Raw genomic sequence first — 6,987 nt, forward strand, 5'->3', positions numbered from 1 at the left:
CTAACAGTTTGCTAAAATTGCGCTTCTTTTAACCTCGGACAACACTTTATTCATGGTACTTAACCGCGTTCTTAATCTGTTTCGGCGCACTTCTGCGGGCGACAATGACGACCAATCGGGCCTTCACGCCACGGTGATCCCTCGTGCCGAGCACAATATTTCGCGCAAAGATATTTCTGCAAGTGCCATCAAGGTGATGTATCGGCTACACAAAGCAGGCTATGAGGCCTACTTAGTGGGTGGCGGTGTTCGCGATTTACTACTCGGGCTATCGCCGAAAGATTTCGACATTGTCACCGATGCCAAGCCCGAAGAAGTTAAAAAGCTCTTTCATAATTGCCGCTTAATTGGTCGTCGCTTTCGCTTAGCCCACATCATGTTCGGTCGCGAAATTATCGAAGTAGCGACCATGCGTGGCCATCATGATGAAGAAAAAGGCGGCCACATCTCTAAGCGCGATGCTAGCGGTATGATTGTTCGCGACAACGTTTATGGCAGCATCGAAGAAGATGCCGAACGTCGCGACTTCAGTATCAATGCGTTGTATTACAGCATCGCTGATTACAGCATCCTTGATTTCGCCAATGGCGTTGATGCAATTGCCAAACGTCGCATTGAGATGATTGGTGATCCAGCGGCTCGCTATCGCGAAGATCCAGTAAGAATGCTCCGAGCCGTCAGATTTGCAACCAAGCTCGATATGACCATTGATGCCGCCACTGCAGAGCCAATTTACGAGCTAGCCGATACCCTCGGAGCGATTCCACCAGCCCGTCTATTTGATGAAATGTGCAAACTGTTGTTGGCCGGCAAAGCTGAGCAAAACTTCGATATGTTGCGCGAGTTCGGCCTCTTCAACGTGCTGTTTCCTGAGTTGGGTGATTTTCTCGATGATGAAGCCACTGAGCAGGACCTTGATTTCATCCGCGGCGCGTTGCGCAATACTGATAGCCGAGTCAACAGTGACCAAAGCGTTACGCCAGCATTCATCTATGCCGCTTTGTTATGGCCGATGGTTGAGGCTAAAGCTCGCGAGCTAGGTACCGAATCGGAGCTAAGCGAGCAAGACGCGTTTCAGGTTGCCGCCAGTGAGACGCTGGATCGCCAGCAACAGCGCACCGCAGTGCCAAAACGCTTTACCTTAATGTCTCGAGATATTTGGACCTTGCAGTTCCGCCTACCCAAACGCGGCGGTAAACGTGCTGAACGTTTGTCGACTCATCCTAAGATCCGCGCAGGCTTTGACTTTCTGCTACTGCGGAGCGAAGTCTATGGCGGTGAGCTAGTTGAATTAGCTAACTGGTGGCAGCAATTTTTGACCTCTACTGGCGACAAACGAAGCTCGATGGTCCGCGATGTATCTGGCCCAAAACGAGGAAACCGCCGCCGTCGGCCGCGTCGCAAACCACAAAACAAAACAGCTGCGCCTAAATCTGATTCTTAAAAATCGTCGGAGCAACTATGACAAGCCAGAGCCAAGCAGCAACCGTCACTGCTTACATTGGCGTCGGAGCCAATCTCAACAACCCGGTAGCCCAAGTTGTCAAAGCCATTAACGCTTTGAAAGCTCTACCACAAACGACCTTCAGCAAGGCTTCCCCAATGTATGGGAGTAAGCCATTAGGGCCTACCGACCAACCTGATTACATTAATGCAGTAGTGAAACTGGAAACCAGCTTAACACCAGAGTCATTGCTCGATGCGCTGCAAGAAATTGAACAACAACAGGGGCGCGAGCGCAAAGCAGAGCGCTGGGGGCCGCGAGTCATTGATCTGGATATTCTGTTATTTGGAAACCAAACTATCCAGACCGAGCGGCTGACAATTCCTCACTACCATATGGGCGAACGAGAATTTGTCCTTTATCCTCTATTCGATATTGATTCTGACGTCACCATGCCGGATGGCACTGCGGTGCGGGATATGTTGGTTAACTGTCCGCGCAATGGATTGCAGCGTTACTACTAAATGACGTGTTGACGTCCAGCCCGCCCCGTTCGGGCTGCTCATTGCGGGTGAACAACCCTAGGGTTAAGTTATGAAAAAAGTCTCCGTTGCCAGCTTGTTGAAAAAGAAGCAGGAAGGCCAAAAATTTGCCACCCTGACTGCTTATGATGCTTCCTTTGCCAAATTGTTTGATGACTGCGGCATTGATTTGATTCTTATTGGTGACTCATTGGGCATGGTGCTACAGGGCGAATCTAGCACCCTACCTGTGACCGTTGAACAAGTGGCATACCACACACGCTGTGTTGCGTCTTCTACGCAACGCACCATGGTTGTAGCCGACATGCCATTTATGTCCTATGCCACCCCGGAACAAACCTATGAAAACGCCGCAGAGCTAATGCGGGCTGGCGCCAACATGGTCAAAATGGAAGGTGGCGAATGGCTTTGCGAAACCATTCAAGGCCTAGTCGACCGTGGTGTCCCCGTTTGTGGCCACCTTGGTTTGACACCGCAATCGGTCAATGTTTTTGGCGGTTTTAAAATCCAAGGTCGTGGCGATGCAGCGGCGCGACAGCTGATTAATTCAGCCATGGAACTGGAAAAAGCAGGCATTCAATTGTTGGTACTTGAGTGCATTCCGGCGCCACTCGCCAAACGTGTAGCCCGAAGCTTGACGATCCCAGTGATTGGTATCGGCGCAGGTAAAGACACTGATGGCCAGATCCTAGTCATGCAGGACATGCTCGGCATTACCGCAGGTTACGTGCCTAGCTTTTCGAAAAATTATTTAGCAGCCACTGGCGATATTCGTGAGGCAGTGAAGCTTTATATTGATGAAGTGGAGCAAGGCTTGTTCCCTGCTGCAGAGCAGAGCTTTGACGAATGATCATTTCTGAGCAAATTGCGGTGATCCGCGACACGGTCCGCGAATGGAAACAGCAAGGTTTAACGGTTGGCTTCGTGCCAACCATGGGCAACCTCCATCAAGGTCATCTGACGTTAGTCAAAGAAGCGCAACAGCGCGCCGATAAGGTGGTCGTCAGCATCTTTGTTAATCCGATGCAGTTTAATAACGCTGCCGATTTGGACAACTACCCGCGCACCCTAGAAGACGATTGTGGCGCGCTAGGGCAAATCGGTACAGATCTAGTGTTTTGCCCGACGCCTGACATCATGTATCCGAAAGGCTTAGCCCACCAGTCACAGGTATCTGTGCCCGGCATTGGTGACGTGCTCGAGGGAGCCATGCGGCCCGGTCATTTCACCGGCGTCGCCACGGTCGTCACCATGCTATTCAACATTGTTCAACCCGATGTGGCCTGTTTTGGTGAAAAGGATTATCAGCAACTGGCACTGATCCGTGCAATGACCCGCGATTTATGCTTGCCGATAGATATCGTCGGTATAGCAACGGTTCGAGAATCCGACGGTTTAGCAATGAGCTCTCGCAATGGTTATCTCACCGCTGCTGAACGCCAATTGGCGCCGAAGCTAGCGCAAGTCATGAACAGCATCCAACACCAGCTGAGCAATGGCGAAAAAAATCTAATCAAGTTAATTGATAATGCCACTAAGCAGCTGAATGAACATGGGTTTAAAACAGACAGTATCGATATCTGCGATGCCCATAGCTTGTCACCAATAACGGCGGATTCTCGTCAAGCAGTTGTTTTAATGGCTGCATTTCTTGGTAAAGCCCGCCTCATCGACAACTGCGTGGTAGATTTGCAGGGATAAGCGAATTGTTATATATTCCGCCGTCCGTGGACTACCACGGCCGTGTTAAATCTATATGTCAGTAGTGGGAAGCTCAATGCAAGCGATCATGTTAAAAGGCAAACTTCACCAAGCCCGCGTCACTCACGCCGAGCTGGAGTATGAGGGATCATGTGCCATTGATCAGGATATGTTGGACGCCGCCGGAATTCTCGAGTACGAACAAATCCAGATTTACAACATCGAAAATGGTGAACGCTTCACCACTTATGCCATCGCCGGCGAGCGCGGTTCGCGCATTATCTCCGTGAATGGCGCCGCCGCTCACAAAGCCAGCATCGGCGACCGTATTATTATTTGTGCTTACGTCAGCATGAGCAATGCCGAAGCGGCAAGTCATAAGCCATCGTTGGTTTATCTCGATCAGGACAACAATATTGCTCGCACCAGCAAGGACATTCCTGTCCAAGTTGCCTAATCGACCATTGTTGATGCAAAAAGCCAGTCTAGCGACTGGCTTTTTTGTTGCTTCAACTTCAAACCATCAATTTGATTGATGGTCACTCACAAGACCTTTAACAGACAGTGTTGATCGGCTACATGATTCGCTGATTACGTTTCACTAGTTTCATCGCCTCACGCTTAATGCAATCTCTAAGCGGGTTATCAAGACTATCGCTACGCCAAACAAATGACAGCGGTCGCTCAATTTTGATATCCGGCGTGTTAAGTACCACCAAGTCACCATTTTCAACGAATTTAATCACATCCAAATAGGGCAAACAGCTTAAATACAAACCATCTGCCACCAACTGGCGCAGTACCGGCACATGAGAATACTCTCGCCAAACATCCAAATCATCGATTAAGCCATGTAAAGTGCTGTCAAAGATCGCTCGTGTGCCAGCCCCCTGTTCGCGCAGCACCCACTTTGCCTGCTCCAACTGCGACAGACTGACTCGCTCTTTGTTGGCATACGGATGGTGAGCAGACGCCACGATAACAAGATGATCGTGACACCAAATTTGCTGTTCAATTCGGGCATCATCGCAACGTCCCTCAATAATACCTAAATCAAATTGATAGTTGCGAACACCATCGATTACCCGGCCAGAATTAATCTCTTCAAATTCAATCCTTAGCTCGGGAAATGCACTATCAAGATGACTGATAAGCTCTGGAACCAAATGTTCTGCTGCTGTTTGGCTCGCTGCTAACGTCAGCTCGCCACTAATAATTTGTTGGTCGTAAAAACCTAATTCGATTTGCTGGGCATCAAACAATAGCTGCTTTGCTCGTGGTCGCAGCCACTTGCCCCAGTTGGTTAGTACCAACCGCCGACCTTGCCGTTCGAACAAAGGCCTGCCAAGCATTTTCTCCAATTGAGCCAACGCCATGCTCGCTGCCGACTGAGTAAGCGCCAACTTATCAGCAGCAATACTGACACTTTCGAACCGTGCCACAGCATCAAACACAGCCAGCTGCTTTAGCGAATACCTCATCTCCAAACACCCCCGTCATCAACAAGCCAAGCGTCCTTAGCTTAGCAAGTTAGTCATCAATTTTTTTGATGACGCGTAAAAATATTATCAATTTTACTTGGTCAATCAGTTCCCTCTATTGTGTTTGCACTGTTTACGGAGCAACCAACTTGGAGGTTTTCAATGTACATAATCGCCACTCTCATGATGGCAAACACTGGAGCGACACCATGACCATCAACACCGCAGGTAATCCTGATATCGTCAACCCGCGCTTGCTGCTAGCGGTTGCCGAGGAGTATGCGATCGCAAAGCAGCAAAAACGCAGCACCGAAACATTGGGCCTAGCGATGATGGCCGGGATTTTCATCGGCTTGGCGTTTGTGTTTTACCTGACGGTCACTACAGGTAGTGATGACAGCTGGGGGCTGACTCGGTTGGCAGGAGGGATAGCATTCAGCCTAGGACTGATGCTGGTGGTGATTTGTGGCGCAGAGCTATTTACCAGTTCCGTGCTATCGGCTATCGCTCGTGCCAACGGTCAAATCAGTAGCAAAACCATGCTGTTGAATTGGTTAAAAGTGTACCTCGGTAATCTGCTCGGAGCGCTCGTTCTAGTGGTCTTGGTGATGGCTGCCGGTATGTTCATGCTGGCCAAAGGTCAATGGGGACTAAACGCCTTACAGCTTGCGGCACACAAAGTTCATCACAGCCCAATGCAGGCGTTTTCTCTTGGTTTGCTGTGCAACATGCTGGTTTGTCTGGCGATTTGGATGACATTCAGTACCAGCCAAATTCTCAGCAAAGCACTGCTGGTGATGTTACCTGTTGCCATGTTTGTTAGCAGCGGTTTTGAACACTGCGTTGCCAACATGTTCATGGTGCCATTGGCTATCGCTATTAAAAACTTTGCACCAGCAGAATTTTGGCAGCAAGCAGGTGTTACCGCCAGCCAGTTTAGCGAACTGACATGGAGCCACTTTCTGAGCGCTAATTTAATCCCGGTCACCCTAGGCAATATCGTTGGTGGCGCCGTCGTCATCGGCTTAGGTTACCGCACTATTTATCAACCAAAGACCGCTGTCGTGGCAACAGCGGAAGCACTAACGACAACGACAACAACTGACATCTACCGACTTGAGGATAACGACATGCTAAATGATACCCTAACCATTGCCGACATCATGGATACTAACCCATTAACCCTGAATGCTGGCGACTCAGTGCAGAGTGCGCTCGACTTACTTCTGGCTTGCCATATTAGCGGCGCACCTGTGATTGACCGCAACAATAATTTGGTCGGCTTCTTCTCTGTTCAAGACGCCTTGGCGGATATGTGGGCGAGTGACTTCATGCCATCGCTAACCCAACAAGTGCAAGACTTGATGGTTCGAGACGTGCACACAGTTGAAGCAAATGAAAGTTTGCTCGATTTTGCCGAGTACCTCAGCGTTGATAAGAGCAAAGTCTATCCGGTAACTTCTTCTGGCATTGCCCTGCAAATGACAGATTTGTCCTTAGCTCAACGTGCTCGCGCCGCAGCACCGAATGTACCGCACAATTATCCTGTGGTAGCCAATGGTCAACTCGTCGGTTCAGTCAGCCGATTGCAATTGATGGCAGCCTTGCGACCAATTTATGGCCAACAACTGAATTTGGTTCCAAGTCACGACATAGTCGCATAGAATGCGCCCGCTTCAATGTGTATGAGCACCGAAAGCCAGTCTATTGGACCTGTCTCTTATACACAAATCCCCGCTAAGCAATTGGCGGGGATTTTTTTGAACTTTTTCCGTTAACTTCGATCTGATCTCCACACTACTTTTTGGGGAGTATCATC

General features: G+C 49.5%; 7 protein-coding genes. 6 read left to right on the forward strand and 1 reads right to left on the reverse strand.

The genetic code is table 11. The annotated features are described in order from the left end of the window. Positions 1-52: 52 nt before the first annotated feature. The 5 genes from pcnB (at position 53) to panD (ending at position 4,144) form a co-directional block, all read left to right on the forward strand. Positions 53-1,444 carry a polynucleotide adenylyltransferase PcnB gene (pcnB, locus tag CBE68_RS07775; protein WP_371870480.1) on the forward strand — a complete coding sequence of 464 codons (1,392 nt, stop codon included), beginning with the start codon at positions 53-55 and terminating at the stop codon, positions 1,442-1,444. Between the two features lie 17 nt (positions 1,445-1,461). Beyond that, complete coding sequence (folK, locus tag CBE68_RS07780) at positions 1,462-1,968, forward strand: 2-amino-4-hydroxy-6-hydroxymethyldihydropteridine diphosphokinase (protein ID WP_087505500.1); 507 nt, start codon at positions 1,462-1,464, stop codon at positions 1,966-1,968. Between the two features lie 70 nt (positions 1,969-2,038). Continuing rightward, a complete protein-coding gene (gene panB / locus CBE68_RS07785; RefSeq protein ID WP_087505501.1) occupies positions 2,039-2,836 on the forward strand; it encodes a 3-methyl-2-oxobutanoate hydroxymethyltransferase in 798 nt (265 codons plus the stop codon). After that, the gene (gene panC / locus CBE68_RS07790) at positions 2,833-3,687 is read left to right on the forward strand and encodes a pantoate--beta-alanine ligase (protein ID WP_087505502.1); all 855 of its coding nucleotides are present in this window, start codon (positions 2,833-2,835) and stop codon (positions 3,685-3,687) included. The genes panB and panC overlap by 4 nt, the downstream gene beginning before the upstream one ends. Before the next feature lie 76 nt (positions 3,688-3,763). Beyond that, on the forward strand, positions 3,764-4,144 hold the full coding sequence (gene panD / locus CBE68_RS07795) for an aspartate 1-decarboxylase (RefSeq protein WP_087505503.1): 381 nt from the start codon (positions 3,764-3,766) through the stop codon (positions 4,142-4,144). 118 nt (positions 4,145-4,262) lie between these two features. On the opposite strand, the gene CBE68_RS07800 is transcribed toward panD, so the two are convergent. Next, positions 4,263-5,168: a LysR family transcriptional regulator gene (locus CBE68_RS07800; RefSeq protein WP_087505504.1), complete on the reverse strand. Its 906-nt coding sequence runs from the start codon at positions 5,166-5,168 to the stop codon at positions 4,263-4,265. Between the two features lie 209 nt (positions 5,169-5,377). Here CBE68_RS07800 and focA point away from each other — a divergent pair, with 209 nt between their 5' ends. Next, positions 5,378-6,832, forward strand: a complete 1,455-nt coding sequence (focA, locus tag CBE68_RS07805) for a formate transporter FocA (RefSeq protein WP_087505523.1) — start codon at positions 5,378-5,380, stop codon at positions 6,830-6,832. Positions 6,833-6,987: the final 155 nt, after the last annotated feature.

This window comes from Neiella marina (assembly GCF_002165625.1).
Lineage (GTDB): Bacteria > Pseudomonadota > Gammaproteobacteria > Enterobacterales > Neiellaceae > Neiella > Neiella marina.